This is a genomic window from Bosea sp. OAE506 (assembly GCF_040546595.1).
Classification (GTDB): Bacteria; Pseudomonadota; Alphaproteobacteria; order Rhizobiales; family Beijerinckiaceae; genus Allobosea.
Genome location: NZ_JBEPOB010000001.1, coordinates 2,063,336 through 2,089,104 on the forward strand (window position 1 = coordinate 2,063,336; position 25,769 = coordinate 2,089,104).

Consider the following 25,769-nt stretch of genomic DNA (forward strand, 5'->3'; position numbering starts at 1 on the left):
TGGCCTCATGCCTGACTCGGGACGCTCATCCCTGGCTGCACGATCGACCTATTCAGACGACGTGTGCAGCCTGCCAGATTTACCGGGAACCAACTGGTGTCCCCTCGATTCCGTCAGTCCCGTGCCGGAGCCAGGCTTGCGTGCTGACCTGGCGCGCACCATCGAGACCGAGATCATTCCGCGGCTGATGCTGGCGCATCGAGCGCCGGGTGTGGTGCCACGCCCGGCCGGCGCGGGCGATGCCATCACGATGACCGATGCCGATGTCGCAAGCTTCGCCGAAATGGTCGTCCACAAGCCGCTGAGTGCGGCTCGGGCGCATCTTGACGGGATGCGCGATCGCGGTCTGACGGCCGAGGCGCTGATCACCACGATCCTTTCGGCCACAGCGCGCCATCTCGGTGTGCTCTGGGAGCAGGACCGCTGCACCTTCGTCGACGTGACCGTCGGGCTCTCCCGATTGCAGCAGTTGCTCCGTGTCTACGGGCCGGCCTTCGAGGTCACCCCCGCCCCGACCGTCGAGCGAGGCAGGATTCTCCTGGCCGTCGTGCCGGGCGAGCAGCACACATTCGGTCTGGCCGTCGTCGAAGAGTTCTTCCGTCGCGCCGGCTGGCATGTGCAGTCCGAATTCCTGCCCTCGAAGCCGATCCTGATCGAGCATGTCCGCACCGAATGGTTCGATCTGGTGGGGCTCTCCGCCAGCGGCGAGGTTTCGGCCGCCGGCGTGACATCGGTGGTGACGGCCGTCCGTGCGGCTTCGCGCAACAAATCCGTCCACATCATGCTCGGCGGCAACCTGTTCGTGGACGACCCGGCGCTGGCGGTTGCGCTCGGTGCCGACTTCGGAGCGCGCGACGCAGCGGAAGCGGTCAAGCGCGTCGACTGGATGCTCGAAACGAAAAAGATTACTTGTTGATGACCGGGGGCGTCGTTATCTGCTAACGGCCTCCAGACCGCCCCTCGTAGGCAGGAACCGGGTACCCGTCGTTATGAACGTCTTTGCTCCCCAGGCTCCTACACTCGGTTTCAAGGGTCAGTCCGGATGGCTGGGTAGGCTTGCGCCCGAGGTTGCCGGAAGCCTGATTACCGCGGCAAGCGACATCGCGCTTGTGCTCGACAGTGCCGGCGTCATCCTCGACGTCTCGGTCGGCACCGAGCAGTTGCGACGCAGCGGGCATCGGGACTGGATCGGCCGCAACTGGGTCGATGTCGTGTCCCTCGAAAGCCGGCCGAAGGTTCTCGATCTCATCGCAAACGCCGGCAGCGAAACCTCGATCCAGTTTCGCGAACTGACCCACGTCCTGGAGGGCGGTGACGTCCCCGTGCGCTATTCGGCCATGCAGGTCGGCGAGGACGGTACGATCGTCGCGCTTGGCCGCGACCTGCGCAATCTCACCCATCTCCAGCAGCAGCTCGTCGAGGCGCAGCAGGCGATGGAGCGCGAATATGCGCGGCTGCGGATGGCGGAAACCCGCTATCGCATGCTTTTCCATCTCACATCCGAGCCGGTGGTGATCGTGGACACCGCTCAGCTGCGCGTGGTCGAGGCCAACCCGGCGGCTCAGCAGCAGCTCGAGCTTCCGGCCGACAAGCTGGCCAACACCTCGATTCTGGCCGGGCTTGCGCCCGAGAGCGGCGAGGCCCTGCAGGGCATGCTGCGCGCCGTCCAGGCGACCGGCCGCGCCGACGAGACCGAGATCACGCTCGCATCCGGTGCGAAGCGGTTTCGGGCGCTGGCTTCGGCCTTCCGCCAGGACAATGCCGGCTATCTGCTGATCCGGCTGACGCCGGTCGCAGGTGCGGGGGGCGCCGAATCCGCTTCCGAGAGCCGCATTGTCGGCCTGCTGGAACAACTGCCCGACGGGTTTGTGGTGATCAGCCCCGATCTGAAGGTTCTGGAGGCGAACCGCGCCTTCCTCGATCTGGCGCAGCTCTCGAGCAAGCACCAGGCGCTGGGCGAGCCGCTCGACAGCTGGCTCGGCCGGCCCGGCATCGACCTGCAACTGCTGATGGTGACGCTGACCGAGCATGGCGTCGTCCGGAATTTCAACACCATCATCCGCGGCCAGTTCGGGACCGTGGAGGAGGTCGAACTCTCGGCCGTGCCGGCGCTGAGCGGCAGCACGCCCTCCTATGGCTTCGTCATTCGCAGCCTCGGCGTCCGCAACGCGCTGGCCGGCCAGCGCAGCCGCGGCCTGCCGCGCTCGGTCGAGCATCTGACCGAGCTGGTCGGGCGCGTGTCGCTGCGCGAACTCGTGCGCGAAACCACGGATGTCATCGAGAAGCTTTGCATCGAAGCCGCTCTCGAGCTGAGCAAGGACAACCGCGCGTCGGCCGCCAACATGCTCGGGCTCAGCCGCCAGAGCTTCTACGCCAAGCTGCGCCGCCACGGCCTGGGCGATCTCGACGACGGCGAGGACGACGGCAGCGATCTGAACTAACGCAGCTGCTGATTGTCATGTTGAGTTGACATTTTTTGATCTCAAATCTGTCAGTTTAGATTGACGACCTGAGGCCTGCGGGCCTAGCCTTGGGTCATGAAGCGCCCTCAGGCCATTACCCTCCCTTCGAGCTCCCCACCGGCTGTGAAAGCCTGCGCCGGGCGGACAGAAGGAGCCGCGCGATGAGCGCGCCGCTGGGCTGGGTCGGCATCATGCGCCTGGGCCTCGTGCAGACGGCGATCGGTGCCATCGTCGTTCTCACCACCTCCACCATCAACCGCGTCATGGTCGTCGAGCTGGCATTGCCGGCGGTCCTCCCGGGGCTGCTGGTCGCGCTGCATTACGCGGTGCAGATCCTGCGGCCACGCTGGGGCCATGGCTCCGATGTCGGTGGGCGGCTGACGCCCTGGATCATCGGCGGCATGGCCGTGCTGGCACTGGGCGGATTTGGTGCCGCGGTGGCGACGGCGCTGATGGAAAGCGCCTTCTGGCCCGGCGTCCTGCTCGCTGCCTTCTCCTTCGCGGCGATCGGCATGGGTGTCGGCGCCAGCGGCACCTGCCTGCTGATCCTGCTCTCGCGCCGCGTCGCCGATGCGCGCCGCCCGGCCGCCGCGACCGTGGTCTGGGTGATGATGATCGCCGGCTTCATCGTCACGGCCGGGCTCGTCGGCCATCTGCTCGACCCGTTCTCGACAGGCCGGCTTGTCGCCATTTCCGGTGCCGTCAGCGCGATCGCATTCACTGTCACCGTGCTGGCGGTCCGCGGCGTCGAGATAGCCGGCGGCGGCGCTGCCGCGGCCGAATCCGCGGGCGCCATCGATACCGGTTTCCGCGCCGCCTTGCGCGAGGTCTGGGACGAGCCGCAGGCCCGGCTCTTCGCCATCTTCATCTTCGTCTCGATGATCGCCTACAGCGCGCAGGACCTCATCCTCGAGCCCTTCGCCGGCACCGTCTTCGGCTTCACGCCGGGGGAGAGCACGCGGCTTGCCGGGGTCCAGAACGGCGGGGTTCTCGCCGGGATGGTTCTCGTCGCCGTCGTCACGACGTTGGCCGGAGCGCGGGCGGGGTCGCTGCGGCTCTGGGCCGTCGGCGGCTGCATCGCCTCGGCGCTGGCGCTGGCGGGGCTTGCCCTGTCGCCCTTCACGGGCAGCGGCTTTCCGCTGCGCGGCACCGTCTTCGCGCTGGGGCTCGCCAACGGCGCCTACGCGGTGGCGGCGATCGGCTCGATGATGCGCCTCGTCGGCGAGGGCCGGCCCGAGCGCCAGGGTGTCCGCATGGGGCTCTGGGGTGCGGCGCAGGGCGTCGCCTTCGGCCTCGGCGGGCTGTGCGGCGCGGGCGCAACGGACCTCGCGCGGCATCTCACCGGCACACCGGCCGTGGCCTATGCCGGTGTCTTCGCGGTCGAGGCGCTGCTCTTCGTCGTCTCGGCCGCGCTCGCTCTGGCGGTGGCGCGACAGGCGACGGAGCGCGAGCGCCGCGCACCGCGCGACCGTGACGGACTTCTCCTTCCCAACCCAGGGTGACCGCGATGAATCAGGTCCAGCCGCCTTTGCGTGACGAACCGGAGATGACCTACGATGTCGCCGTCGTCGGCGGCGGGCCCGCGGGGGCGACCGCCGCCCACGATCTCGCCTGCGCGGGACACAGCGTCGTGCTGATCGACCGCGCCGGGCGGATCAAGCCCTGCGGAGGTGCCATTCCGCCCCGCGCGATCCGCGATTTCGCGATCCCGCCCTCGCAGATCGTCGCCCGCATCGCCTGCGCCCGCATGGTCGCGCCCTCGGCGACCAGCGTCGACATGCCCATCGACGACGGCTATGTCGGCATGGTCGATCGCGAGCCCTTCGACGAATGGCTGCGCGAACGGGCGGCCCAGTCGGGCGCGCGGCGCGTCACCGCGACCTTCGAGGGTTTCGAGCGCGACCCGGACGGGACGGCGCGGCTGCATCTGCGGCCCCGCGACGGCGAGGCGCCGCTCAGCCTGCGGGCGCGGATGGTGATCGGTGCCGACGGCGCCAATTCGCCCCTGGCCCGTGCCGCGATGCCCGGCAGCAAGCGACCGCCCTTCGTCTTCGCCTATCACGAGATCGTCCGTGTCCCGACCCAGGCCGGCGGCGGCTATGACGCGAAGCGGTGCGACGTCGTCTATCAGGGGCGGATCTCGCCCGATTTCTATGGCTGGGTCTTCCCACATGGCGGCACGGCCAGCATCGGCACCGGCAGCGCCCATAAGGGCTTCTCGCTGAAGGACGCCGTCAGCGTGCTGCGCCGCGAGGCGGGGCTCGAAGGCGCCGAGACGATCCGGCGCGAGGGGGCGCCGATCCCGATGAAGCCGCTGCGGAAATGGGACAATGGCCGCGACGTGCTGCTGGCCGGGGATGCGGCCGGAGTCGTCGCGCCGGCCTCGGGCGAGGGCATCTACTACGCCATGCTGGGCGGGCGGCTGGCCGGCGAGGCCGTCCAGCTTGCGCTGAAGACCGGCGATGCACGCGCGTTGGCCACCGCCCGCAAGCGCTTCATGGCCGATCATGGCCGGGTGTTCTGGATTCTCGGCCTGATGCAGCGGATCTGGTACCGCAACGACAAGCGCCGCGAGCAGTTCGTCAAGCTCTGCCGCAACCCGGACGTGCAGAAGCTGACCTGGGATTCCTACATGAACAAGCAGCTCGTGCGCGGCAAGTTCATGGCGCATGTCCGGGTCTTCTTCAACGATCTCAGCCATTTGCTCGGCATGGCGCGCTGATGGCGCTGCCGGGGCTCGCGAGCGTCGTCGATCTGGCGCTCGCCATCATCGTCGTCGAGCTTGTGCTGATCGGGCTGTCGGTCCGGCGCCCCGGCCAAACGCGGCTTTCGCTGCTGCCGACGGTCCTGTCGGGCCTGGGACTGCTGCTGGCGCTGCGCAGCGCGCTGGCGGGGGCGGCGCCGGGCGCGACGCTGGCGGCGCTGAGCTTCGGCGGCCTCGCCCATATCGCGGATCTCGTGCTGCGGCTGCGTCGCCCCGGCGCGCGGTAAGCGTGTCGGGCTCGTTCAGACCGGCTCGTCCTGCTCGACGAGATCTCCCAGCCCGTGACGGCGCAGCTTGGCGTAGAAGCCCTGGCGGCTGAGGCCCAGCATCTGCGCCGCAGCGGCGCGGTTGTCCCGGCTGAGATCGAGCGCTGATTCGATGCAGAGCTTCTCGATGACGTCGCTGGTCTCGCGCACGATGTCCTTGAGCGGCACGCTGCCGACGAGCTGGGACAATTGCTCGACCGAACGTGGCAGGGTAGGGCCGCGCTGCGGCGGCACGATGAGCTGCGCGCCCTTGCTGCGGATGATCAGGCCGGTCGAGCCCGTCTCGCCGGCCCAGGCCGTCACCGCCGACAACTCCACCGCCTCGACACTGCCGAAGGCGCCGCGGACGATGGTGGGGAAATTGCGGACGACGCCGTGGTCGGCGAGCGTCCCCTGGATCAGCGGCAGGTCGATCCCGGGCCGCCCGAGCCAGCGGTCGAGCGGCTCGCCGAGCGCCTGATGGCGCGAGGAGAGCTGGGCCAGTTCGAGAAAGGCGCGGTTGGCGTGGAGCACGCGGCGGTCCGCGCTCATGATCACGCAGCCATCCGGCGTCTGCTCGACCATGCCGTGGACATGGCGCAGGGCGGGGTCGGCCGCCACGCCCGCGCCTTCCGGAGCGGTGATCCCCAGCCGGACCAGCAGATGCACCGCTCCGTCCTGTCGAAACGCGATGGCGCGGATCGAGGTGCGGCGCGCGCTGCCGGACCGGGAGACCTCGATTTCCGCCGCCTCGCCGGAATGCCGCGCGGCCGCCAGCATGGAGGCGAGCGCGTCGCCGCTCAGGGGCGAGAACAGGGAGGTCAGCGAGACCCCGCCCAGCCGGTCGGCCCGCAGGCCGAGTTCGTCGAGAGCGGCTGGATTGGCTTCGACCAGCCTCAGGCTCGCCGCCTCGGCGATGACGATCGGTTCGGGGGCGGAGCGGAAAATCATGCGGTAGCGCGTTTCGGCGAGCCGCAGCCGCGCATATTCGCGCTCCATGCCCTGCTGGGCCTCGAGCAGGCGCTGCTGCAGCGCGCCGACCGCAGCGAGATCGCGCCCCACGAGGCAGCGCAGGCCGGCGCCGGTCTGCGAGACGACGCGGTAGCCGAAGGGGCGAAGGCCGCCTTCCGGGGCGAGGTGGTTGAGTTCGCCGACCCCCTTGGGGGGCGGAAGCCGGGTCGCGACCAGCCCCTCGGCCTTGCTGCGGCTGTCCGGCGCGACGGTGTCGACGAAGGCGCGTCCGACCCAGGGGGCTCGGCTGGTCAGTGCAGCGAGCGCGCTGCCGGCCGCTGCCCGGATGACGCCGTCGGCATCGACCAGCAGCACGAGATCGGCTGCGGCATCGATGACGGCGCGCGCAAGATCCGGATCGCCCGCCGGCCATGCCTCGGCCGGTGGCTGCGCGGTGTGGTCCCGGGGCGGCGGAGAAGACATGGCAACGAGGCCCATTCCGTTGTCGGCCTGCATGGACGGAAGGCGTTCCAAAGCACCGGGAAGGCCGGTGCCGTCGGCATGGTCCTGATCTTCCCCCCGCAGCTCGTCGAGCGAGGCCGGCTCGCAAAGGGCGGCTTTCGCCGTTCCGCTGCGCCGAACACAACCCTGAAACGAAGCCGCTCGGTGCCGGCTCCGCCGGCAGGGGTCACGCGCCTGGGCGACTGCGCCCGATAAGCGCCGCCGCGAACCGATCCCGTTGAGGGAAGGTAGCGCAAGACGTCCGAATGTAAAGGCAAATATACATTTATGGCGTCTTGAACCGTCAATCAAACTTGACATATGCCGCCCACGGAGCGAGCCTCTCCCTTGCCGCGAGCGCAACCGCCATCCGGTTGACGGCGTCGGCAGGAGGCGTCCCATGACGTTTCACGCAGAACTGAGCCGGTCGGTTTCCTCCCGCAGCGCGAAAACAGTGCCGTCTGCCTATTCCGCGACGGACAGGAATGCGGCCGCGCACCGCGAACCCCTCTACGACGCGCTTCATGCCTGTCCTACGCGCAGGCTGCTGGGCTGGCGCATGGCCGTCGCTGCCGGCGGGTCTCCGCAGGCCGAAGACGGCTTCGCCGCCGCGTCCGCAAACGAGCGGTCGTGACATGGTCGGGTCCGCGGCGAAGGGCTCAGCGGGTGATGCGACGCCGGTCCGCGTCGTCATCGTCACCATGGACACGCATGTCGCCAGCGCCACGCTGCGGGCTCACGCCGCGCTGAAGCGGGACATTCCCGGGCTGGAACTGAGCGTCCATGCGGCGTCCGAATGGTCGGCGGATCCGCGCCTGCTCGCCCGCTGCCAGGACGCCATCGCGAGCGCCGACATCGTCGTTGCCACGATGCTGTTCATGGAGGACCATTTCCTGCCGCTGGTTCCGGCGCTGCAGGCGCGGCGCGAGAGCTGCGACGCGATGGTCTGCCTGATGTCGGCCGGCGAGATCACCAAGCTCACCCGCGTCGGGCGCTTCCGCATGGACGGGCCGCAGAGCGGGCCCATGGCCCTGCTCAAGCGCCTGCGCGGCAGCAAGGGCAAGGCCGCCAGCGGCGGCGCCGGCCAGATGAAGATGCTGCGCCGCCTGCCCCAGATTCTGCGCTTCATTCCCGGCACCGCTCAGGACGTGCGCGCCTATTTCCTGGCGCTGCAGTACTGGCTGGCGGGCTCCGAGGAGAACATCGCCAATCTCGTGCGGCTGCTGGTCGACCGCTATGCCGACGGGCCGCGGCGCGCCCTGCGCGGTTCGCTGAAGGTCGGAAAGCCGGTCGCCTATCCCGAGACCGGCATCTATCACCCTGCCATGCCGGGCCGGGTCGGCACCGATCCGCAGGCCCTGCCGGCCGTCGCCGGCGCCAAGGGCACTGTCGGTCTGCTCGTGCTGCGCTCCTATGTCCTGGCGGGCAATGCGGCGCATTACGACGGCGTCATCCGCAGCCTGGAGGCACGCGGGCTCTCCGTCCTGCCGGTCTTCGCCACCGGCCTTGATGCACGCGAGGCGATCGACGCCTTTCTCGTCCGCAACGGGCGGCCGGTGATCGACGCGCTGGTCTCGCTGACCGGGTTCTCGCTGGTCGGCGGGCCCGCCTACAACGATTCTGGCGCCGCACAGGAGGTGCTGGCCCGGCTCGACGTGCCTTATATCGCCGCTCATCCGGCCGAGTTCCAGACGCTCGACCAGTGGGGCGCCTCGGATCGCGGCCTGCTCCCGGTCGAATCGACGATCATGATCGCGATTCCCGAGCTCGACGGCGCGACCGGGCCGATCGTCTTCGGCGGACGCACAGACCAGCCGGGCCGGTGCAGCGGTTGCGCCCGTGCCTGCACCTTCCCTGCCAGCGAAGGCCAGCGCGACATGCATGTCTGCGCCGAGCGGGCTGAAACGCTGGCGGCGCGGGTCGAGAAGCTGGTGACGCTGCGGCGGCGCAGCCGTGCCGACCGCAAGATCGGCATCGTGCTGTTCAACTTCCCGCCCAATGCCGGCAACACCGGCACGGCGGCCTATCTCTCAGTGTTCGAATCGCTGCACCGGACGCTCGGCGCCCTGCAGCGCGAGGGCTATGCCGTGGAGGTGCCCGCCAGCGTCGAGGCGCTGCGCGAAGCGATCATCCAGGGCAATGCGGCGCGTTACGGCGCGATGGCGAATGTCCATGTCCGGATCGGTGCAGGCGACCATATCCGCCGCGAGCGCTGGCTCTCCGAGATCGAGGCGCAATGGGGCCCAGCTCCGGGCCGTCAGCAGAGCGACGGCTCCTCCCTCTTCGTGCTGGGCGAGCGCTTCGGCAATGTCTTCGTCGGCATCCAGCCCGGCTTCGGCTATGAGGGCGACCCGATGCGGCTGCTCTTCGAGAAGGGCTTTGCGCCGACGCATGCCTTCTCGGCCTTCTATCGCTGGATGCGGGAGGATTTCGGCGCCGATGCCGTGCTGCATTTCGGCACGCATGGCGCGCTCGAGTTCATGCCGGGCAAGCAGACGGGGCTCTCGGCCCAGTGCTGGCCTGACCGGCTGATCGGCGACCTACCGAACATCTACCTCTACGCCGCCAACAACCCGTCCGAAGGCGCGCTCGCCAAGCGGCGCGGGGCTGCGACCCTCGTCAGCTATCTGACGCCGCCTGTCGCCTCGGCCGGGCTCTATCGCGGGCTGATCGAGCTCAAGGGCTCGCTGGACCGCTGGCGCGGTCTCGCGCCCGAGGAGATGCGCGAAGCGGCGGAGCTGGCGGTGCTGATCCAGGCGCAGGCCTCGGCGCTCGATCTGGCGCCGGCCGAGCCGGACTGGAGCGGCGAGGAGCGCCATGCCCGCATCGGCAAGCTCGCCGAGGCGGTGCTGGAACTCGAATACACGCTGATCCCGCACGGGCTGCATGTCGTCGGCGAGCCGCTCTCCCAGGCCGAGCGCACCGACATGCTCATGGCGATCGTCGATTCGGGCTCCGGCGTCAGGCCGGCGCGGGCCGTCGTCGAGGGGCTGGTGGCCGGGCTCAGCCCGGAGCAGGCGCTGCGTGCGGCCCGTCTGGAACCGGAGGACACGCTTCTGGCCGGCCTCGCCGAGCTCGCCGCGACGGATGCCCTGCTGGCGCGCGATCACGAACTCGACGGGCTGATGCGGGCGCTGGACGGACGCTTCATCCGGCCGGCGCCGGGCGGGGACCTCTTGCGGACGCCGGCCGTACTGCCGACGGGGCGCAACCTGCACGGGTTCGATCCCTTCCGCATCCCCAGCGCCTATGCCGTCAGGGACGGGGCGCGGCAGGCCGCAAGGCTGCTCGACCGGCATGTCGCGGACGGCCATGCCCTGCCGGAGACGGTGGCGCTGGTGCTGTGGGGCACCGACAATCTCAAGACCGAAGGTGGGCCGATCGCCCAGGCGCTGGCCCTGATGGGCGCCGAGCCGCGCTTCGACGGCTATGGCCGGCTGGCGGGCGCGCAGCTGCTGCCGCTGGAGGCGCTGGACCGGCCGCGCGTCGACGTGGTCATCTCGGTGTCCGGCATCTTCCGCGACCTGCTGCCGCTGCAGATCCGCCTTCTGGCCGAAGCGGCCTTCCTCGCGGCTTCCGCCGACGAGCCGTCCGAGAGCAACTTCGTGCGCAAGCATGCGCTCGCCTACCAGGCCGAGCATGGCTGCGACCTCGAGACCGCGTCGCTTCGCGTCTTCGGCAACGCCGAGGGCGCCTATGGCTCCAACGTCAACAACCTCGTCGAGAGCGGGCGCTGGCAGGACGAGGACGAGCTGGCCGAAACCTACAGCCGCCGCAAAGGCTTCGCCTATGGGCGCGGCGGGCGGGCGGTGCAGCAGCCCGAGCTTCTGCGCAGCGTGCTCGGCGGCGTCGAGCTCGCCTATCAGAACCTCGATTCGGTCGAGCTCGGCGTTACCACGGTGGACAATTACTTCGATACGCTGGGCGGCATCAGCCGCGCCGTCCGCCGGGCCAAGGGGGGCGCGGCGACACCGGTCTACATTGGCGACCAGACGCGCGGCGAGGGCACGGTTCGCACGCTCTCCGAGCAGGTCTCGCTGGAGACGCGCACCCGCATGCTCAACCCGAAATGGTACGAGGGCATGCTCAAGCACGGCTATGAGGGCGTGCGGCAGATCGAGACCCATGTCACCAACACCATGGGCTGGTCGGCGACGACAGGGCAGGTCGAGCCCTGGGTCTACCAGAAGCTGACCGAGACCTATCTCCTCGATCCGGCCATGCGCGAACGGCTGGCGGCGTTGAACCCGACGGCTTCCGCCAAGCTCGCCAACCGCCTGATCGAGGCGCAGGCGCGGCAATACTGGCAGCCGGATGCAGCGACGCTGGCCGCGCTTCAGGAGGCCGGCGACGCGCTGGAAGACCGTCTCGAAGGCATCGGGCTGGAGGCTGCGGCGTGAGCGAGACCGGCGCCACGCTCAGGCCCGGCGCTGGCGCGGTGGCCTACCCGGCGCCGTCGGCCGTGCTCGAACTGCTGAAGCCGATCACCTGGTTTCCGCCAATGTGGGCCTTCGCCTGCGGGGTGGTGTCGTCCGGCGTGCCGCTGATAGCGAACGCCCCCGTCGCCCTGCTGGGCATCGTGCTCGCCGGACCGCTGGTCTGCGCGATGAGCCAGGCGATCAACGACTGGCACGACCGCGAGGTCGATGCGATCAACGAGCCGCACCGGCCGATTCCCTCGGGCCGCATCCCCGGGCGCTGGGGCCTCTACATCGCCGCGCTGTGGAGTGTGCTGTCGCTGGCGGTCGCCTCGCTGCTCGGCTCCTGGGTGCTGATCGCGACCTGCCTTGGCCTCTTCCTCGCCTGGGCCTACAGCGCGCCGCCCTTGCGGCTCAAGCGCAATGGCTGGCTCGGGAATGCGGCCTGCGGCTTCTCCTATGAGGGGCTGGCCTGGGTGACGGGCGCCGCGGTGATGCTGGGTGGCGCGCTGCCGCCGGCCCCGGTGCTGCTGCTGGCGCTGCTCTACAGCCTCGGCGCCCACGGCATCATGACGCTCAACGACTTCAAGGCGATGGAGGGCGACCGGCAGATGGGGATCCGCTCGCTGCCCGTGCTGCTCGGCGCGCCGGGCGCGGCGAAAATCGCCTGCCTCGCCATGGCGCTCCCGCAGGTCGTTGTCATCGCGCTGCTGCTGCACTGGCAGCGGCCGGTGCAGGCGGCGATCGTCGCAGCCCTGCTCGCGGCGCAGGGCGTCCTGATGGCGCGCTTCCTGCGCGATCCGGTCGGCAAGGCGCTGTTCTACAGCGGCTTCGGCGTGCCGCTCTTCGTCTTCGGCATGATGGCTGCGGCGGTCGCGGTGCGCAGCCTGCCCGCGGGATTCTAGATGATGGGCGTGCGCGCGGGATGAGGTCGCGCGATCCGGGCCGGCCAGCCTTGGGAGGGATCCAGCTTTTGCTCGGAGGCCTCGCCGTCGTCGCGATCGGGATCGCCCTGGCGCAGTTGCAGGATGCGCGGCGCGGCATCACCACCGAGACGATGACGGCGGAGGACACGCCGATGACGGTGTTCCGCCCGCTCCGGGCCGAGGGCGCTGCCCCGGTCGTCGTGATCGCGCATGGCTTCGCCGGCTCGCAGCAATTGATGCAGCCCTTCGCGGTCACGCTCGCGCGTGCCGGTTATGTCGCGGTGACCTTCGATTTCGCCGGCCATGGCGCCAATCCGATGCCGCTTACAGGCAGCATCTCCCGGGAAGACGGTGCGACGCGCCGGCTAGTGGACGAGACCGCGAATGTCGTCGATCGGGCCAAAGGGCTGGGCGACGGGCGGCTCGCCCTGCTCGGTCATTCGATGGCGACCGACATCATCGTCCGCGTCGCCCAGAGCCGGACCGATGTCACTGCGACGGTGGCGGTCTCGATGTTCTCGCCGGCCGTCACCGCGACGAGCCCGCGCAACCTGCTGGTCATAGCCGGGGAATGGGAGGGGGGCTTGAGGCGCGAGGCGTTGCGCGCGGTCGGGCTGGTCTCGGCGCCGGTATCCCCCGAGGCGGGCGTTACCTATGGCGACATCGCCGCGGGGACCGCGCGGCGCGCTGCGGTCAGCCCCCGGGCCGAGCATGTCGGTGTGCTCTACAACGAGGCGAGCCTGCGCGAGGCGCTGGCCTGGCTCGATGCGAGCTTTGGGCGGCCTGCTGTGGCGAACCCCGATCTCGACAGCCGGGGCGTCTGGATCCTGCTGCAGCTCGCCGGCGTCGTGCTGCTGGCCTGGCCGCTATCGGCGCTGCTGCCGCGTGCAGCCTCGCCGCCGGTGGGGGCGGGGCTCAGCTGGAGGAAGATAGCGTTGCCGCTGATCCTGCCGGCGCTGCTGACGCCGGTCCTGCTGCGCCTCGTGCCGACGAATTTCCTGCCCGTCATCGTCGGCGACTATCTCGCCGTGCATTTCGCCACCTACGGTGTGCTGACGGCGCTCTGCATCGCCTTCGCCAAGCGCGGGCGCTCGGCTCCACTTTCGATCGTGTCGCGGGGACGGCTTGCGGCCGGGACGGCTGCGCTGATGCTGTTCGGGCTCGTCGCGCTCGCCTGGCCGGTCCACAGTTTCGTGACGGCGTTCGTGCCGGCCGGCCACCGCCTGCCGCTCTTTGCCGCGACGCTGGCGGGGACGCTGATCTATTTCCTCGCCGATGAATGGCTGACGCGCGGGGAGGGGGCGGCGCGCGGGGCGTTCCTCGCCTCGAAGCTCGCCTTCCTGGTCTCGCTCGGCCTGGCGGTCGCGCTCGATTTCCAGCGGCTGTTCTTCCTGCTGATCATCGTCCCGGTGATCGTGCTGTTCTTCCTCGTCTACGGGCTGTTCAGCGCCTGGGCGTTCAGGCGCTGCGGCCACCCTTTCATGGCCGGCCTCGCCAATGCCTTCGCCTTCGCCTGGGCGATCGCTGCCGCCTTCCCGCTGGTGGCGCGATGACGGTGCGGTCCGGGATGGGAAAGCAGTTGACGTTGCCTCGGCGACTTGCTCGGCTGATAGAGACTTCGATCGTTCACGAGTGCGCCCTCCGGGCCCAGGCTTAGGTCATTCGTCCATGCTTCTGAAAATCGGTACGCGCCGCAGCCCCCTCGCCATCGCGCAGACGAACTACATCGCCTCGCTGATCAAGGCGAAGCATCCCGACACCGAGTTCTCGCTGCATCCGATCGCGACGATCGCGGACAAGGACCGCGTCTCCGAATTCCACCAGTTCGGCATCATCGGCGTGTTCTCGACCGAGCATGAGGACCAGCTGACCTCGGGCGAGGTCGACATCGTCGTGCATTCGCTGAAGGACCTGCCGACGACGCTGCGCGAGGGGCTGGTGCTGGCGGCGGTGCCCGAGCGGGTCGATCCGCGCGACGTGCTCTGCGGCTCGACGCTGGCCGATCTGCGCGAGGGCGCGCGCGTGGGCACCGGCTCGCTGCGGCGGCGCTCGCAGATCCTCAGCCTGCGTCCGGATGTCGAGGTCGTGCCGATCCGCGGCAATGTCGGGCCGCGTCTAGCCAAGATCAACGGCGATGACGGATTGGATGCGGTGATCCTGGCCCAGGCCGGACTGCAGAGGCTCGGCCTCGAGGGCGCGACCTCTGAGCTGCTCGACCCGATCCTGTTTCCCTATGCGATCGGGCAGGGCGCGCTCGGCGTGCAGGCGCGCGACGACAACCCGACGATCCTTTCCATGCTCAAGGATATCGAGGACCCCAAGGCGCGCGCGGAGGTCGATTGCGAACGGGCGCTGCTGCATGCGCTTGGCGCCGGCTGCAGCCTGCCCGTTGGAGCCAGCGCGACCTGGCAGGGCGACCGGCTTTTCCTCCACGCGCAGATCACCGCCCATGATGGATCGCAGCGCATCACGGCCAGCGACGATCGTCCTGGCCGGGAAGCGGTCGAGCTCGGTCTCGTGGCCGCCGAAGCGCTGCGGCTCGCCGGCGGTGTCGATGTGCTGGAAGCCTCCTACCGCAGCGTCGGCGCCCATTTCAAATATGTCGGCGCCTGACGAACGGCGCCGTCAGGCCGGGGCGTTCGGGTTCATCCGCCAGACGGTGAAGTTCAGGAATGCCGCGAAGCTGACCCAGACCAGGTAAGGGACCAGCAGCCAGGCCGCGAGCGAATCGATCGGCGCAAACAGCACGATCAGCGCCGCGATCGAGAGCCACAGCGCCGACACGTTGACGAAGGCGAGGTCCATCCGGCGCAGGCCGAAGAACACGCCCGACCACATCGCATTCAGGACGAGCTGGACGCCGTAGACCGCCAGCGGCAGGGCGGCGCCACTGAAGCCCGCCTTGCGCCAGACCAGCCAGCCGGACGCCGCGATCATGCAATAGAGCAGCGTCCAGGCCGGCGGGAACAGCCAGTTGGGCGGCCGCCACCAGGGCTTCGCCAGCCCCTCATACCAGGCGCCGGGCTTGAAGATCGCGCCCGAACTCGCCGCTGCGACGCAGGCCACGACGAACCCCGCCAAACCCAAGCCGTCCATCGCATTCATCGGCTGTATCCGAAGCCCCGTGGGCAGAGGCGCCGACGCTAGCACATCGCGGTGTGGGTGCCTGCGAAAAGACCGTGCAGTCGCTTGCCTTCGCCGTTTTCAATATATATTATATGATAATGTATAATGATCAGAAAGACGGTCGGGCCGATCCCGGCGCGGCGCTCATGGCGGAGCGCGCGGTCGAGGTCGCCGCGCTGCTCAGGGTGATGGCGCATCCGCTCCGCCTGATGCTGGCCTGCAAGCTGACCGAGGGCGAATACGCCGTGGGCGAACTCGAGCGGCTGCTCGACATCCACCAGCCGGCGCTTTCCCAGCAGCTTGGCGTGCTCCGGGAGGCCGGCATCGTCGAAACCCGCCGCGACGGCAAGCAGATCCACTACCGGCTGACGCAGCAGAAGGCGGCCCAGCTGATCGAGGCGCTCTACGCCATCTTCTGCCGGACCCAGGAGTCATGATGAGTTCCTATGGATTTGCGCTGCTCGGCGGCGCGTTGCTCGGCCTCTCGGCTGCGCTGCTGCTTCTGCTCAATGGCCGGATCGCCGGGATCAGCGGGATGCTGGGTCGTTCACTGGCGGGGCAGGGCGGTCCGAGCGTCGGATTTCTGCTCGGGCTGCTGGCGGGTCTGCCGCTGCATCACGCCCTGACCGGGGCGACGCCCGTGCTGACGGTCGCGGCGTCCTGGCCTGCTGTGGTGGCAGCCGGGCTCCTTGTCGGCGTCGGCACCCGCATGGGCTCGGGCTGCACCTCCGGCCATGGCATCCTCGGGCTGGCGCGCCTGTCGCGACGCTCGCTCGTCGCGACGCTGTGTTTCCTCGCTGCCGGCGTCGCCACCGCAACCGTGATCGGGCTCCTGTCGTGACGGCGCTCGCATTCGCCCGCTTCGGCGCAGCCCTTTTCTGCGGGATCCTGTTCGGGCTGGGGCTTTCGGTGTCCGGCATGATCGATCCGGCCCGCGTGCTGGGCTTCCTCGACCTCGCCAGCGGGCGGTGGGACCCCAGCCTCATGTTCGTACTGGGCGGGGCCGTTGGCGTCGCGGCGCTGGGTGTCGCGCTCCAGCGGCGGCTGGGGCGGCCACTGCTCGACACGCAGTTCCACATGCCGCCGAGCGAGCGGATCGACCGGCGGCTCGTCGCCGGCTCGCTGCTGTTCGGGGCCGGCTGGGGGCTGGCCGGCTTCTGCCCCGGCCCGGCGGTGACGGCGCTGAGCACCGGGTTGCCCCCGGTGCTGCTGTTCGTCCTGGCGATGATCGCAGGGATGTTGCTGCACGACCGCGTCTTGGCCCGCGCTGCAGGCTGAGGCGGTCGATCGACGGCTGAGAAACGCTGGCTGGGGCGCTCGATCCGCAAATGGGGTTTCAACAGTCCAATTCTGATCGACGAGGACAATGTCATCATCGCCGGTCACGGCCACTGGCAGGCTGCTCATGAGCTTGCCTTCAGGAAGTTCCGGTCGTCCGGCTCTGTCATCTCAGTGCCGATGAGAAGCGTTGCTATATCATCGCCGACAATCAGCTGGCTCTCCTGGCCGGGTGGGAGCCGGAGATCCTGGCGATTGAGCTGCAGCATCTGATCGTGCTGCCAGACTTTGATGTCGAGGCGATCGGCTTGACACGCCTCAGATGGATCTCATTATCGACCGTCCGAAGAAGGCGAAAGCAGAGCGGGAAGAATCCGCTCTCACGCTCGCCGTGACGCGTCCCGGCGATCTCTGGCACCTTGGCGCCCACCGCGTGTTATGCGGCGATGCGCAGGCGTTGGCGTCTTTAGTCGCAGTCCTTGGAAACGACATGGCGCAGGTCGTCTTCACGGATCCGCCCTCCAACGTTCGGATTCGGGGCAATGTCAGCAAGAGCAAGTTGCACGATCACCGCGACTTTGCGATGGCGGCAGGCAAGATGACCGAGACGGAGTTCACGGTTTTCCTCAAGGCCCTCGTTCGATCGGCCAAACGCTTTGGCGACTCCGGCGCCATCATCTTCGCGTTGACGTGCTCCCCGATTTTGGGCCAGCGCGAGCTGGAATCGTCCGGGGTTAGGGCTCATGCCGGCGGGGGCGCCGGAGAGCCGTTCATCAGCGATATCGGCGGCTTGTTGCCGATGGCGCTGTGTGGCCGGACCTCGTTGTAGTCTCTACGCCAAGCCTCCATTTTTGCCCGGGCGTCGTCAAGGCTCATGAACCAGTGCGTGTTCAGGCACTCGGCCCGGAACTTGCCGTTGAAGGACTCGATGAAGCTGTTGTCGGTCGGTTTGCCCGGCCTCGAGAAGTCGAGCACGACGCCCTTCTGATAGGCCCAGAGATCGAGGTCGCGGCTGACGAACTCCGAGCCCTGGTCGACGCGGATGCTCCGGGGGTAGCCCATGCCGCCGCAGATCCGCTCAAGCGTCACGACGACGTCCTCGCCGCGATAACTGAAGCGCGGATCTACGGCCGGCGAGAACCGGGAGAAGATGTCGACCACGGTCAGGACCCTGATCTTGCGGCCCGTCGCGAGCTGGTCGTGGACAAAATCCATCGCCCAGGTCTCGTTCGTCTGCGTCGCCGGTTGACGGTCCTCGCGCAGCTTCGCCTTGACCCGGCGCCTGGGCACCTTATTGCGCAATTGCAGGCCCAACTCCTTGTAAAGGCGATAGATCCGCTTCGGGTTCACCGCCCAGCCATCCCGCTGCAGCAGGATATGCACGCGGCGATAGCCATATCGCACACGCGTCTCGCAGATCTCTTTGATCCGATGCGTCAGCTCGGCCTGCGCGCCCCGCTTCGACTTGTAGACGTAGAGCGAGCGGTCGATCCGCAGTGCCGAGCAGGCGCGCCGCGTCGAGACCTTCCACTCACCTCGCAGCTTGTCCACGAGCTCGCGTTTGCGTGCAGGCCTCGGAGCTTTTTTGAGAGCACATCCTGCAGCATGGCCTTGTCAAGCGACAGGTCCGCCACGATCCGCTTCAGCTTCGCGTTTTCTTCCTCAAGCTGCCGCAGCCGCTTCATCTCCGACGGCATCAGCCCGGCGTACTTCTTGCGCCAGTTATAGAACGTCGCGTCCGAAATGCCGGCCTTCCGACAGACCTCCGCGATCGGCACGCCACCCTCAGCCTGCTTCAAAACGAACGCGATCTGCGCCTCGGTGAACTTCGATGCCTTCATGGAACTCTCCTCGTCCCGATCGCGGGATCATAAATGGAAAATTCCAGTTCAGACTGGCCGGGTTTTCGGGGAGCACGTCAGCCTGATCCGTCGCTGGCTGGTGACGGATGTGGCCGCCTATGAGGGCGCGCGGCTACGCGGGGGCCTGCTCGATACCACCAACACGTCAAAGGCCGTCTGGGCCGATAGCGCCTATCGCTCCGCAGCTAACGAGGACTTCCTCGACAAGCACGGCTTCGTCAGCATGATTCATCGCAAGAAGCCCAAGCGCAGGCCCATGCCGGAGGCGACGCGGCACGCAAACAACGCGAAGTCGAAGGTCCGCTCCCTCGTCGAGCATGTCTGCGCACAGCACAAGGCGAGGATGGGCCTCTTTGTGCGCACGATCGGCATCGCAAGGGCCAAAACCAAGATCGGCATCGCCAATCACGCCTACAACATCCGCCGGCTCGTCTGGCTTAACCGAACCGCCGGAACATAAGCGACGTCAGCGCCAGCTGACGCCCCCGACACTCAGACTGCACGCCTCAAGGTCGAGCCTACCTCCAGCAACGGACCTCTGTGCCACGCCGGGAATGCATAAGCCCCCACGAAAAAAATTGACGTTCTTCGAGCCGCCCAGCTTAGTTAGATGCATCCGTACCACATCAAGCGGGAACTGATGAGCAATTCCTTTCAAGATGGCGCGCGCTCGCCTGAGGTGAGCCGGGCGTTCGGGGCGTGTACGCGCTGGTTTGGCGGCGTCGCAGTCTTCTCCGCGCTGGTCAACATCCTCTATCTGACCGGCTCGCTCTACATGTTGCAGGTCTATGACCGCGTGCTGACCAGCCGTTCAGTGCCGACGCTGGTCGCGCTCTCGCTTATCGTGCTCGCAGCTTTTCTGCTGCAGGGCGTGCTCGACGGACTGCGCACGCGCATGCTGGCGCGGATCGGCGCGCGCTTCGACGAGCTGCTCGCGCCGCGGGTCTATCAGGTCGTCGCCGAATTGCCGCTAAAGGGAGTGCGCGGCTCCGAGGTCGTGGCTCCCGTGCGCGATCTCGACCAGGTCCGCGGCTTCCTCTCGGGACTCGGTCCCACTGCGCTTTTCGACACGCCCTTTATGCCGATCTTCCTAATCGTTATCTTCCAGCTGCATCCCTGGCTCGGCTGGCTGACGGTCTGCGGCGTGGTCGTCATCATCGGGCTGACCCTATTGACCGAGCGGCGCAGCCAGCCGCCGGCGCGGGCTCTGGCGGAGGTCTCAGTGCATCGACACAATCTCGTCGAGACCACCCGGCGCAACGCCGAGGTCGTCGGCGCGCTCGGCATGCGGCCGGCCTTCCTGGCTCGCTATAGCGCCATCAGCGAACGCCATGTCACGGAGACGCTGAAGGCGAGCGACGTCGTCAGCGGGCTTGGCGCTTTCGCCAAGGTCTTTCGGCTGATCCTGCAATCGGCATCTCTCGGGCTTGGCGCCTATCTCGCCATCAAGGGCGAGATCTCGGCCGGCGTGATCATCGCCGCGTCGATCCTGACCTCGCGGGCGCTGGCGCCGATCGAGACCGCCGTCGCTCACTGGAAGGGGTTCGTCGCTGCCCGCCAGAGCTATCGCCGCCTCGAGCGCAGCCTCGCGCTGGTGCCCGCCGACGAGCAGCGCCTGCCGCTGCCTGCCCCGGCCCGGCACCTGGTGGCCAAGGACCTTGTCGTCGGCCCGCCAGGTCAGCCCACGCCCGTGCTCGTTGGCGTCTCGCTGCGCCTGACGGCGGGCGATGCGATCGGCGTCATCGGCCCCACCGGCTCGGGCAAATCGACGCTGGCACGCGCGCTGGTCGGCGTCTGGCCGGCCCATAAGGGCAAGGTCAGACTCGACGGCGCGGCGCTCGACCAGTGGGGCGATCAGCTCGGCCGCCATATCGGCTATCTACCTCAGGACGTCGAACTCTTCGACGGCACGGTGGCCGAGAATATCTCTCGGTTCGCGGCAACTCCCGATCCGGAGGCGATCATTGCGGCAGCCCGCGCGGCCGCCGCCCATGACCTGATCCTCGAACTGCCCAAGGGCTACGACAGCCGCATCGGCGAGGCGGGCGCTTCGCTCTCGGGCGGCCAGCGCCAGCGCGTTGCGCTGGCGCGCGCGCTCTATGGCGATCCCTTCCTCGTCGTGCTTGACGAGCCCAACGCCAATCTCGACAACGCCGGCGATGAGGCGCTCAACGCGGCGATCCGCTCGGTCCGCGCGCGCGGCGGCATCGCCGTCGTCATCACCCATCGCCCGTCGGGGCTCGCCGCCGTCAACCTCGTCGCCGTCCTCAAGGACGGCCGCATTGGCACGGCCGGTCCGCGCGACGAGGTTCTGCAGTCGCTTGCTCAGCCCGTGTCCGGCCCGATGGCGCGCCCAGCCCGGGTGGTGTCCGCATGACCGAACTGACAGCCAACCAGCCTCCGCCCGGCCAGTCCAAGCCGGACTATATCCGGTCCCTGCGCAAGCAGCAGCTGATCGGCCTCTCCGTCGTCGGCTTCTTTGCCGGCACGCTCGGCGTCTGGTCGATGACGACGACCTTGCAGGGCGCGGTCGCGGCTACCGGCCAGTTCGTCGTCGCCAGCGAAGTCAAGAAGGTGCAGCATCCGACCGGCGGCGTCGTCGGCGAGCTGATGGTGCGCGAGGGCGACCGCGTCTGGGCAGGCGATGTCGTGCTGCGTCTCGACGAGACGGTGGCCCGCGCCAATTACCAGATCGTCTCAAAGCAGATCGACGAATTCGCGGTGCGCTCGCTGCGTCTCGCCGCTGAGCGCGACGGTGGGGTGGCTTTGAGCCTGACGCCGGAGATCGAGGCCCGCAAGGCCACTCCCGAAATCGCCCAGCTCGTCGCGGCCGAGACCAGGCTGTTCGAGGTGCGCCGTGCCGCTCGCTATGGCCAGCGCGCCCAGTTGCGCAAGCGCGTCGCCCAGTTACGCGACGAGATCAAGGGACTGACGGCCCAGCAGTCGGCCAAGGAGCGCGAGGCGGCGATCATCGCTGTCGAGCTGGTCGGCGTAGAGGATCTCTACAGACGCAACCTGATCCAGTTGACGCGACTGAGCGCGCTGCAGCGCGACCAGGCCTCGATCGAGGGCCAGCGTGGCCAGCTCGTCGCCAACATCGCACAGTCCGAAGGCAAGATCGCCGAGATCGAATTGCAGATCATCCAGATCGACGAGGACCAGCGCGCCGAGGTGATGAAGGAGCTGCGAGAGATCCAGGGCCGCGAAGGCGAGCTGGTCGAGCGCCGCTCGGCGGCTCAGGACCAGCTCAAGCGCATCGATCTGCGCGCCCCCAGCAGCGGCACGGTGCATCAGTTGACGGTTCACACGCTCGGCGGCGTGCTCCAGCCCGGCGAGCCGGCCATGCTGATCGTCCCGGCCGATGACGAGCTCCAGCTCGACACAAGGGTCGCGCCGACTGATATCGACCAGATCAGCTTTGGCCAGACCGTCAGGGTCAAGGTCCAGGCGGGCAACCAGGCCTCCAATCCCGAGCTGATCGGCAAGGTCTCGCGCATCAGCGCCGACATCAGCCGCGACGAGCGCCAAGGCACTGTCTACTACACTGTGCGGGTCGCTCTGCCGCGCAGTGAGATGGAGCGGCTGGCCCCGGTCAGGGTCATCGCGGGCATGCAGGCCGAGGCCTATATCGAGACCGTGCCGCGCACGCCGCTGGCCTTTCTGCTGAAACCAATCACCACACAGTTCGACAGGACGTTCAGGGAACGGTAAAAATACTACATATAGCCAATTTGCCGCCACTCAATGATCTAGCACGGACGCTCGATCCTGCGAACAGACGGGCTGGTAGCCAGATTATCGTTAGTCTTGCTCGGCGCCCATAGACAGGCTGGCAAAAGCCTTTCACCTGCGGAGCCGTAAGTTATCAAATTACCGCGTTTCGTCACCAAGTCTCGTATTAAATACCCTTGAGATATCATCCTGTAGCTGAATGACTTGTTGATCGCAGCAACGTTGGGCGACGCCGAACTCGGCGAGATGATCACTTGGTGCGACGAACTAGCGCCGGACGGCAATAGGACGCCGGCAGAGGGCGTCGATCCCAACCTCACATAAAGCCGCGTAAACCGACTGGACTTCGTTGTGCTGTCGAGCATTGGTATGTCCGACGGCGCGGCGGTGAGCGCGCCACTCTCCTAAAGAACCCTGCCGGCTATGCGCCGAGGCGGGATCGAGTTGGTGACGGGGCTATTCCCGTTTTACTGCATGGAAGGAAATTTTTATGTCTCGCCCTAACGTCAAGACGGCGTGCGCTACCGCTACTACGTCTTGCAGGCCGTGCTGCAGCATCGCAAGGGGGCGGCTGGTTCGGTTGCGAGAGTCTAGGCGCCCAAGATCGAAGCGGCGGTGATGGCGACCACGACGCCCAACGCCATTGCCCGCATCACCCTTCACCCCGACCGCATAAGCATCGACTGTCGATCCGACGATGATGCGGACGGTGCGGCCTAAGATCATGGCGTGATCATCGCGCCGTTTTCCTGGCAGCCTCAGGGCCGGCGCAAGGGCGTCGCTAATCAACCATCGCAACTGCCAAGGCTCGATCACGATACGCCCCAAGAGATCCTCACGACGATCGCGCAAGCGCGCCGTTGGATGTCTGGGCTGATCGACGGATCGCTCGCCTCGACGGATGCAATCGACGAGAGCGAAGGCAGGGGCGAGCGCAATGTTCGAAAACTCCTGCCACTCGCCTGCCTCTCGCCAACCATCATCCGCGCCATCGCCGACGGCGCCGCGCCAAAGCAATCTCACTATCAGCCGGCTGACGGCAGCTCTGCCCCATGACTGGGCCGACCAGGAACAGCGTCTACCCGCCAGCTAATTTTAGTCCGAGAATGGATAGTGTAACGGCGCGCGGGCCACCGCGCGCTGATTTGCTTGCGGCGGCCGGATTGTCGAACCGGTCTCTGCGCAAAGGATTGCGAACAGTTCTGTCGCCAATCCCCACGGAACACGAAAAAGCCCCCCGCCAGACCATGGCCAGAAATCGGACAGAAATAGCGGATTACCGGCCGGCCGCAGCACCCTCAGACCAAGCAGGCCCAGCTAACCCTCGACACTGTCGCAGGAAGTGCCGCCGGGGCTGAATATCTGGTTCGGCGTTTATGGCTGGCTGGGGCGGGAGGATTCGAACCTCCGCATGGCGGTACCAAAAACCGCTGCCTTACCGCTTGGCGACGCCCCAACGCGTCGCGCCTTCTAGAACGCGGCGGGAGCGCGCGCAACCGGCCAGATCGTCGCGAGAGGCCCTCTGCGCGGGGCTTCGGTGGTGGCGCGACACCTGCGCGAGCGACGGTGCGGGGAGGGCCAGCGGATAATTCGTCACGCGAGGCCGCCGCGCCTGTTGCGCCGCGCCGCGGCGCTGGCTATAAGCCCGCCACCAGTTGATCGGAGTGTGGCTCAGCCTGGTAGAGCACCTCGTTCGGGACGAGGGGGTCGCAGGTTCAAATCCTGCCACTCCGACCAAAATTTCCCGGGACATCGCAAGACGTTCGGAGACAGGCCCTCACGGGCCTTTTTCTTTGGCACCGGCCCTGGCGGCCGTCAGCGCCCGTCCGGCGTCATCGCCATCACGCGGTCGAAGCCGCGCTCGCGCGTGAAGAGACAGCGCAGCTTCTTGCGGCCCTCGCGTCCCTTGTCGACGGTGCCGTCGATCTGAAGGCCGCCCTCGGCCGAGGGCCCGACGCTTGACGCAAGCGCGATCCGGCGCGGGGCGACGCCATACATCGGCGCCGCCTCGGCCCGGCAGCGGTCGCGGAGCATCGCGTCCGAGACGCCGGCGCTGCTCCCGCCGGGTCGGCCGGTGATCTCGATCGACAGCGTATGGCGGCAGGTCTCGTTGCGGCGAGCCGCATTCCTCACCAGGGAGACCTGCGCACGATAGGTCCCGGCCTGCGTCGCCGTCTGCCCGAATTCGTTGCCGGCGACCGAGCCGATATGGACCGCCTCGTCGGCGCCCGGTGCGTAGACATTGACGGTGCAGGAGCGGTTCGACGGCGTGAACAGCACCTGCAGCGTCTGCCCGGCTGTCGTCTCGAAGGTGTAGTTGATGCCCTGTTGCCCCCGGACCGTACCCTTCACGCTCGCCGCGGTCGCGCCGGGCTGGAACCGGACCGGCACGGTGCGATCCTGGGCGAAGGCCGATGGGCAGGGCGCCAGCGCGAGAGCCGTCATGGCGATGGCGAGGCGCGCAATCATGGTCATCCTCCAGAAGGCCTTTCTCCTGGGATCATCGCCTCCGCCGGCCGGGGCGGCAAGAGAGGTGGCCTTCGCTCCGGTGATGGTCATTTGCCCGGGGAGGCTCTAGAAACGCCCGACAGCATCACGGGCATCATCATGAAGCGCGCTTTCCAGCTCCTCGGCATCCTCGGCCTCGCGACCCTGCTCGCGGGTTGCGACAAATGCGGCAATCTCGGTCCCTTCTTCACCGGGCCGGACCAGAAGACCTGCACGAGTTCGACGCCGCAGGGCTGAGCGTCTCCCCCCGAATCAGGCGAGCAGGAAACCAGGCAGACATGAAAAAGGCCGGGCTTGCGCCCGGCCTCGATCGTCTCGTCAGTGCGAAGCGTTCAGCCGCGGCGCTGCAGCGCCGACCAGCCGGCGCGGGCGAGGCAGGCGACCAGCGCCAGCTTGAGCAGATCGCCCAGGAGGAAGGGCTGCACGCCGAAGGCGAAGGCCTTGGCGAAGCCGATGCCGGTGGTGCCGGCTGCCATCTGGGCGCCCAGCGCCAGCCAGCCGAAGCCCAGCGCCATCATCACGACCTCGGCGACGACGAGCCCGCCGACGAGGCGCGCCAGCGAGGCGCCCCGAACGGAAGCCCAGCCGGCGATGGCGGCGGCGGCGACGAAGCCGACCAGGAAGCCACCCGTCGGGCCGACGAGGTAGAGCGGGCCGGCGGCGACCGGCGGGGTGTTGGTGAAGACCGGCAGGCCGGCGAGGCCATAGGCGATGTAGAGCGCGACGGTGGCGGCGCCGAGCCGCGAGCCATAGGCCGCGCCGACGCCGAAGACGACCAGCGTCTGCAGCGTCATCGGCACCGGCCAGAACGGCACCTTGATCTTGGCGGCCAGCACGAGCAGCAGGCTGCCGGCGACGGCGAGCGCGATGTTGCGCAGAAGCGCGGCGCGCGGGCCGGAGACGGCGGGAAGGGCCGCATGGGCCAGCGTCGGAGCCTGGAGGGGAAGCATCTGCGCCATGGGCTTGTCGTCCTGTCTGCGATGGCCGCGCTGCGCG

General features: G+C 68.1%; 25 protein-coding genes and 2 tRNA genes. 20 read left to right on the top strand and 7 right to left on the bottom strand.

The features are described from left to right. The first annotated feature begins 136 nt into the window (after positions 1-136). The 5 genes from ABIE41_RS10010 to ABIE41_RS10030 all read left to right on the top strand — a co-directional run bounded on the left by ABIE41_RS10010 (position 137) and on the right by ABIE41_RS10030 (position 5,453). On the top strand, positions 137-916 hold the full coding sequence (locus ABIE41_RS10010) for a cobalamin B12-binding domain-containing protein (RefSeq protein WP_192643794.1): 780 nt from the start codon (positions 137-139) through the stop codon (positions 914-916). Positions 917-1,082: 166 nt separating this feature from the next. After that, positions 1,083-2,441 carry a transcriptional regulator PpsR gene (gene ppsR, locus ABIE41_RS10015; RefSeq protein WP_354193422.1) on the top strand — a complete coding sequence of 453 codons (1,359 nt, stop codon included), beginning with the start codon at positions 1,083-1,085 and terminating at the stop codon, positions 2,439-2,441. A gap of 182 nt (positions 2,442-2,623) precedes the next feature. Beyond that, entirely contained in the window at positions 2,624-3,964 is a 1,341-nt protein-coding gene (locus ABIE41_RS10020) for a BCD family MFS transporter (RefSeq protein ID WP_192643792.1), read from the top strand. 44 nt (positions 3,965-4,008) lie between these two features. Further along, positions 4,009-5,184, top strand: a complete 1,176-nt coding sequence (locus ABIE41_RS10025; protein WP_192643791.1) for a geranylgeranyl diphosphate reductase — start codon at positions 4,009-4,011, stop codon at positions 5,182-5,184. After that, on the top strand, positions 5,184-5,453 hold the full coding sequence (locus ABIE41_RS10030; RefSeq protein ID WP_192643790.1) for a hypothetical protein: 270 nt from the start codon (positions 5,184-5,186) through the stop codon (positions 5,451-5,453). Before ABIE41_RS10025 ends, ABIE41_RS10030 begins: the two co-directional genes overlap by 1 nt. Positions 5,454-5,468: 15 nt before the next feature. Here the strand turns inward: ABIE41_RS10030 and ppsR (ABIE41_RS10035) are convergent, their stop codons facing one another. Continuing rightward, positions 5,469-6,905, bottom strand: coding sequence for a transcriptional regulator PpsR (gene ppsR / locus ABIE41_RS10035; RefSeq protein WP_192643789.1), 1,437 nt, complete (start codon positions 6,903-6,905; stop codon positions 5,469-5,471). Positions 6,906-7,323: 418 nt separating this feature from the next. Here ppsR (ABIE41_RS10035) and ABIE41_RS10040 point away from each other — a divergent pair, with 418 nt between their 5' ends. The 5 genes from ABIE41_RS10040 to hemC all read left to right on the top strand — a co-directional run bounded on the left by ABIE41_RS10040 (position 7,324) and on the right by hemC (position 14,880). Then, entirely contained in the window at positions 7,324-7,557 is a 234-nt protein-coding gene (locus tag ABIE41_RS10040) for a hypothetical protein (protein ID WP_192643788.1), read from the top strand. A 1-nt stretch (position 7,558) separates the two neighbouring features. Next, the gene (locus tag ABIE41_RS10045) at positions 7,559-11,323 is read left to right on the top strand and encodes a magnesium chelatase subunit H (RefSeq protein WP_192643787.1); all 3,765 of its coding nucleotides are present in this window, start codon (positions 7,559-7,561) and stop codon (positions 11,321-11,323) included. Positions 11,324-11,361: 38 nt separating this feature from the next. Further along, positions 11,362-12,246 carry a chlorophyll synthase ChlG gene (chlG, locus tag ABIE41_RS10050; protein WP_192644299.1) on the top strand — a complete coding sequence of 295 codons (885 nt, stop codon included), beginning with the start codon at positions 11,362-11,364 and terminating at the stop codon, positions 12,244-12,246. A 68-nt stretch (positions 12,247-12,314) separates the two neighbouring features. Continuing rightward, positions 12,315-13,820 (top strand): alpha/beta fold hydrolase, encoded by a 1,506-nt coding sequence (locus ABIE41_RS10055; protein ID WP_354191869.1) that lies wholly within the window; start codon positions 12,315-12,317, stop codon positions 13,818-13,820. Positions 13,821-13,935: 115 nt separating this feature from the next. Then, entirely contained in the window at positions 13,936-14,880 is a 945-nt protein-coding gene (hemC, locus tag ABIE41_RS10060) for a hydroxymethylbilane synthase (RefSeq protein ID WP_192643785.1), read from the top strand. A 12-nt stretch (positions 14,881-14,892) separates the two neighbouring features. Here hemC and ABIE41_RS10065 read toward each other — a convergent pair whose 3' ends face one another. Then, on the bottom strand, positions 14,893-15,372 hold the full coding sequence (locus ABIE41_RS10065; protein ID WP_192643784.1) for a TspO/MBR family protein: 480 nt from the start codon (positions 15,370-15,372) through the stop codon (positions 14,893-14,895). A 167-nt stretch (positions 15,373-15,539) separates the two neighbouring features. Between ABIE41_RS10065 and bigR the strand changes: the two genes are divergently transcribed. The 3 genes from bigR to ABIE41_RS10080 are packed head-to-tail and all read left to right on the top strand — an operon-like array spanning position 15,540 to position 16,671. Continuing rightward, positions 15,540-15,830 (top strand): sulfite-sensing transcriptional repressor BigR, encoded by a 291-nt coding sequence (gene bigR / locus ABIE41_RS10070; protein WP_192643783.1) that lies wholly within the window; start codon positions 15,540-15,542, stop codon positions 15,828-15,830. Continuing rightward, a complete protein-coding gene (locus ABIE41_RS10075) occupies positions 15,827-16,234 on the top strand; it encodes a YeeE/YedE family protein (protein WP_192643782.1) in 408 nt (135 codons plus the stop codon). The genes bigR and ABIE41_RS10075 overlap by 4 nt, the downstream gene beginning before the upstream one ends. Continuing rightward, on the top strand, positions 16,231-16,671 hold the full coding sequence (locus ABIE41_RS10080) for a DUF6691 family protein (RefSeq protein WP_192643781.1): 441 nt from the start codon (positions 16,231-16,233) through the stop codon (positions 16,669-16,671). The genes ABIE41_RS10075 and ABIE41_RS10080 overlap by 4 nt, the downstream gene beginning before the upstream one ends. A gap of 125 nt (positions 16,672-16,796) precedes the next feature. Here ABIE41_RS10080 and ABIE41_RS10085 read toward each other — a convergent pair whose 3' ends face one another. Next, complete coding sequence (locus tag ABIE41_RS10085; RefSeq protein ID WP_354191870.1) at positions 16,797-16,940, bottom strand: hypothetical protein; 144 nt, start codon at positions 16,938-16,940, stop codon at positions 16,797-16,799. 53 nt (positions 16,941-16,993) lie between these two features. On the opposite strand from ABIE41_RS10085, the gene ABIE41_RS10090 reads away from it, so the two are divergent. After that, complete coding sequence (locus tag ABIE41_RS10090; protein WP_354191871.1) at positions 16,994-17,500, top strand: hypothetical protein; 507 nt, start codon at positions 16,994-16,996, stop codon at positions 17,498-17,500. Here ABIE41_RS10090 and ABIE41_RS10095 read toward each other — a convergent pair. Continuing rightward, positions 17,413-18,512 (bottom strand): IS3 family transposase gene (locus tag ABIE41_RS10095; protein ID WP_354191872.1). Its coding sequence is split into 2 segments (ribosomal slippage): positions 17,413-18,260 and positions 18,260-18,512, totalling 1,101 coding nucleotides; the frame shifts between segments, so codons are not numbered across the junction. The genes ABIE41_RS10090 and ABIE41_RS10095 overlap by 88 nt on opposite strands. On the opposite strand from ABIE41_RS10095, the gene ABIE41_RS10100 reads away from it, so the two are divergent. The 4 genes from ABIE41_RS10100 (at position 18,511) to ABIE41_RS10115 (ending at position 23,321) form a co-directional block, all read left to right on the top strand. Continuing rightward, the gene (locus ABIE41_RS10100) at positions 18,511-18,993 is read left to right on the top strand and encodes a transposase (protein ID WP_192644344.1); all 483 of its coding nucleotides are present in this window, start codon (positions 18,511-18,513) and stop codon (positions 18,991-18,993) included. The genes ABIE41_RS10095 and ABIE41_RS10100 overlap by 2 nt on opposite strands. A 180-nt stretch (positions 18,994-19,173) precedes the next feature. After that, positions 19,174-20,910: a type I secretion system permease/ATPase gene (locus tag ABIE41_RS10105; protein ID WP_192644345.1), complete on the top strand. Its 1,737-nt coding sequence runs from the start codon at positions 19,174-19,176 to the stop codon at positions 20,908-20,910. After that, positions 20,907-22,244 (top strand): HlyD family type I secretion periplasmic adaptor subunit, encoded by a 1,338-nt coding sequence (locus tag ABIE41_RS10110; protein ID WP_192644346.1) that lies wholly within the window; start codon positions 20,907-20,909, stop codon positions 22,242-22,244. Before ABIE41_RS10105 ends, ABIE41_RS10110 begins: the two co-directional genes overlap by 4 nt. A gap of 750 nt (positions 22,245-22,994) precedes the next feature. Next, entirely contained in the window at positions 22,995-23,321 is a 327-nt protein-coding gene (locus ABIE41_RS10115; protein WP_192644347.1) for a hypothetical protein, read from the top strand. 325 nt (positions 23,322-23,646) lie between these two features. On the opposite strand, the gene ABIE41_RS10120 is transcribed toward ABIE41_RS10115, so the two are convergent. Then, positions 23,647-23,721, bottom strand: a tRNA-Gln gene (locus tag ABIE41_RS10120). A gap of 204 nt (positions 23,722-23,925) precedes the next feature. Here ABIE41_RS10120 and ABIE41_RS10125 point away from each other — a divergent pair. After that, positions 23,926-24,002: transfer RNA gene (locus ABIE41_RS10125), tRNA-Pro, on the top strand. Between the two features lie 78 nt (positions 24,003-24,080). Here the strand turns inward: ABIE41_RS10125 and ABIE41_RS10130 are convergent. After that, positions 24,081-24,734, bottom strand: coding sequence for a hypothetical protein (locus ABIE41_RS10130; RefSeq protein ID WP_192644348.1), 654 nt, complete (start codon positions 24,732-24,734; stop codon positions 24,081-24,083). 138 nt (positions 24,735-24,872) lie between these two features. Here ABIE41_RS10130 and ABIE41_RS10135 point away from each other — a divergent pair, with 138 nt between their 5' ends. Further along, on the top strand, positions 24,873-25,010 hold the full coding sequence (locus tag ABIE41_RS10135; protein ID WP_192644349.1) for a hypothetical protein: 138 nt from the start codon (positions 24,873-24,875) through the stop codon (positions 25,008-25,010). Positions 25,011-25,105: 95 nt separating this feature from the next. Here ABIE41_RS10135 and ABIE41_RS10140 read toward each other — a convergent pair whose 3' ends face one another. After that, positions 25,106-25,732, bottom strand: coding sequence for a biotin transporter BioY (locus ABIE41_RS10140; RefSeq protein ID WP_354191873.1), 627 nt, complete (start codon positions 25,730-25,732; stop codon positions 25,106-25,108). Positions 25,733-25,769: the final 37 nt, after the last annotated feature.

Excerpts from the sequence above, each read along its gene's own strand:
- ppsR (WP_192643789.1), bottom strand. The coding sequence starts at position 6,905 with ATGTCTTCTCCGCCGCCCCGGGACCACACCGCGCAGCCACCGGCCGAG.
- ABIE41_RS10040 (WP_192643788.1), top strand. The coding sequence starts at position 7,324 with ATGACGTTTCACGCAGAACTGAGCCGGTCGGTTTCCTCCCGCAGCGCG.
- ABIE41_RS10130 (WP_192644348.1), bottom strand. The coding sequence starts at position 24,734 with ATGATTGCGCGCCTCGCCATCGCCATGACGGCTCTCGCGCTGGCGCCC.
- ABIE41_RS10020 (WP_192643792.1), top strand. The coding sequence starts at position 2,624 with ATGAGCGCGCCGCTGGGCTGGGTCGGCATCATGCGCCTGGGCCTCGTG.
- bigR (WP_192643783.1), top strand. The coding sequence starts at position 15,540 with ATGGCGGAGCGCGCGGTCGAGGTCGCCGCGCTGCTCAGGGTGATGGCG.
- ABIE41_RS10065 (WP_192643784.1), bottom strand. The coding sequence starts at position 15,372 with ATGAATGCGATGGACGGCTTGGGTTTGGCGGGGTTCGTCGTGGCCTGC.
- ABIE41_RS10135 (WP_192644349.1), top strand. The coding sequence starts at position 24,873 with ATGAAGCGCGCTTTCCAGCTCCTCGGCATCCTCGGCCTCGCGACCCTG.
- ABIE41_RS10090 (WP_354191871.1), top strand. The coding sequence starts at position 16,994 with ATGGATCTCATTATCGACCGTCCGAAGAAGGCGAAAGCAGAGCGGGAA.
- hemC (WP_192643785.1), top strand. The coding sequence starts at position 13,936 with ATGCTTCTGAAAATCGGTACGCGCCGCAGCCCCCTCGCCATCGCGCAG.
- ABIE41_RS10075 (WP_192643782.1), top strand. The coding sequence starts at position 15,827 with ATGATGAGTTCCTATGGATTTGCGCTGCTCGGCGGCGCGTTGCTCGGC.
- ABIE41_RS10140 (WP_354191873.1), bottom strand. The coding sequence starts at position 25,732 with ATGGCGCAGATGCTTCCCCTCCAGGCTCCGACGCTGGCCCATGCGGCC.
- ABIE41_RS10100 (WP_192644344.1), top strand. The coding sequence starts at position 18,511 with ATGGAACTCTCCTCGTCCCGATCGCGGGATCATAAATGGAAAATTCCA.
- ABIE41_RS10045 (WP_192643787.1), top strand. The coding sequence starts at position 7,559 with ATGGTCGGGTCCGCGGCGAAGGGCTCAGCGGGTGATGCGACGCCGGTC.
- ABIE41_RS10085 (WP_354191870.1), bottom strand. The coding sequence starts at position 16,940 with ATGCTGCAGCTCAATCGCCAGGATCTCCGGCTCCCACCCGGCCAGGAG.
- ABIE41_RS10030 (WP_192643790.1), top strand. The coding sequence starts at position 5,184 with ATGGCGCTGCCGGGGCTCGCGAGCGTCGTCGATCTGGCGCTCGCCATC.
- ABIE41_RS10105 (WP_192644345.1), top strand. The coding sequence starts at position 19,174 with ATGAGCAATTCCTTTCAAGATGGCGCGCGCTCGCCTGAGGTGAGCCGG.
- ABIE41_RS10025 (WP_192643791.1), top strand. The coding sequence starts at position 4,009 with ATGACCTACGATGTCGCCGTCGTCGGCGGCGGGCCCGCGGGGGCGACC.
- ABIE41_RS10110 (WP_192644346.1), top strand. The coding sequence starts at position 20,907 with ATGACCGAACTGACAGCCAACCAGCCTCCGCCCGGCCAGTCCAAGCCG.